We start from the raw sequence: 1,355 nt of genomic DNA on the forward strand, positions 1-1,355 counted from the left end.
GGCGCTTCGACGCGCTAAATGGATTTTTCCACTTTGCCGATGGGCGCCGCGAGCAGATAGATCATGGTGATGAAGGTCTGCTGGTTGCGGTACCCGCGGGCCCGCGCCCGGGCCGCCTGGAAGATGCTGTTGAGTCCTTCCAGGCGGGCATTGGAATAGGTTGAGCGCCAGCGCCGGATGATGGCTTCGAACTGGTGCTCGATGGTGGCCAGGGCCTTGCGCATGGGCTCCAGGGTCTCCACCTCGGCGGTGAGGGCCTTGGCCAGGCGCAGGAAGCGCGTGAGGCGCCAGCGGGCCGCCTGCTGGCTGGTGGCCTGGCGCACCCAGCGCAGCTTCTCCTTGATGGCGTAGGCCTCGCCGGTGGCGGCCCCCATGGCCTCCAGCTCGGCGAGGGCTTGGTCCTGGCGGTTGTTGCGCTGCCGTTCGCCGGCCTTGAGCGTCGCCCAGCGGGCGCCCTTGGGCAGCTTGATCGCCTTGGCCTCGGCCTTGCGCACGTCGTTCATGGCGTCGGTGACGCGCTGGACGACGTGGAACCAATCGGTGGTCAGCGAGGCGTTGGGGAAGGTCTCCGTGACCCCGGCCTGGAAGGCCTGGGACATGTCGCAGACGACCTCCCAGACGCCGTTGGCCGCCCCGCCCTGGGCCTGCAGGTGGTTCCGGAAGCGGCGCAGGGCGTCCTTATCCTGGCCGGGTGTGGCGAAGATCACCGGATTCTCCGCCCGCTCGAGGTCGATGAAGACGGTAACGTAGTGCTGACCCCGCTTGGCTGCCGTCTCGTCCAGGGCGATGGCGCTGACATTGCTGAGATCGATGCGGTCCAGGGCCCGGCCAACATAGTGGTTCACAACGCGCCACAGGCGCTTGTCCGTGACGCCCATCTGGCGGGCCGCGGCGTTTACCGGCATCTCCCGGAGCAGGGACAGGGCCACCTGCTCGAACAGCAGGGTGAAGTGGCTGCCCTCGCGGGCCCACGGCACCGTAATCCGCTTCACGCCGCAGTCGGGGCAATCGGTGCGGGGCACGTCCGCCGTGATGTAGGCGTGGTGCTGGAAGAAATTGAGATGACGCCAGGTCATCTCCTTGAAATCCCGCGCCTTGCACCACTGGCCGCACTCCGGGCAAGGGAACAGCGAGCCCCGAGGGGCGCTGACCCGCAGATGCAGCTCATGGGGCTCGACCTCGGTGTTCAGCTCCTGGTCGACCAGTTCCCAGGGCGATTCCAGGCCCAGACCGAGGGCGAGGATGTCCTTGCTCTGCATGCGGGACCTCAAAACGTGGGGATCAGGGACAGCCCGAGACCGGGCACTCAGTCTCCGCAAAGACTATGCGAATTCCATTTGCGGCGTCGAGGAGCC

Annotated in this window: 1 protein-coding gene; it reads right to left on the reverse strand. The window is 66.9% G+C overall.

Annotated elements, in window-relative coordinates; translation table 11 throughout:
• Positions 1–14 precede the first annotated feature (14 nt).
• Positions 15–1,259, reverse strand: a complete 1,245-nt coding sequence (locus AN478_RS00165) for an ISL3 family transposase (RefSeq protein ID WP_054964609.1) — start codon at positions 1,257–1,259, stop codon at positions 15–17.
• Between the last annotated feature and the right edge of the window lie 96 nt (positions 1,260–1,355).

The sequence above is a fragment of the Thiohalorhabdus denitrificans genome (genome assembly GCF_001399755.1).
Lineage (GTDB): Bacteria > Pseudomonadota > Gammaproteobacteria > Thiohalorhabdales > Thiohalorhabdaceae > Thiohalorhabdus > Thiohalorhabdus denitrificans.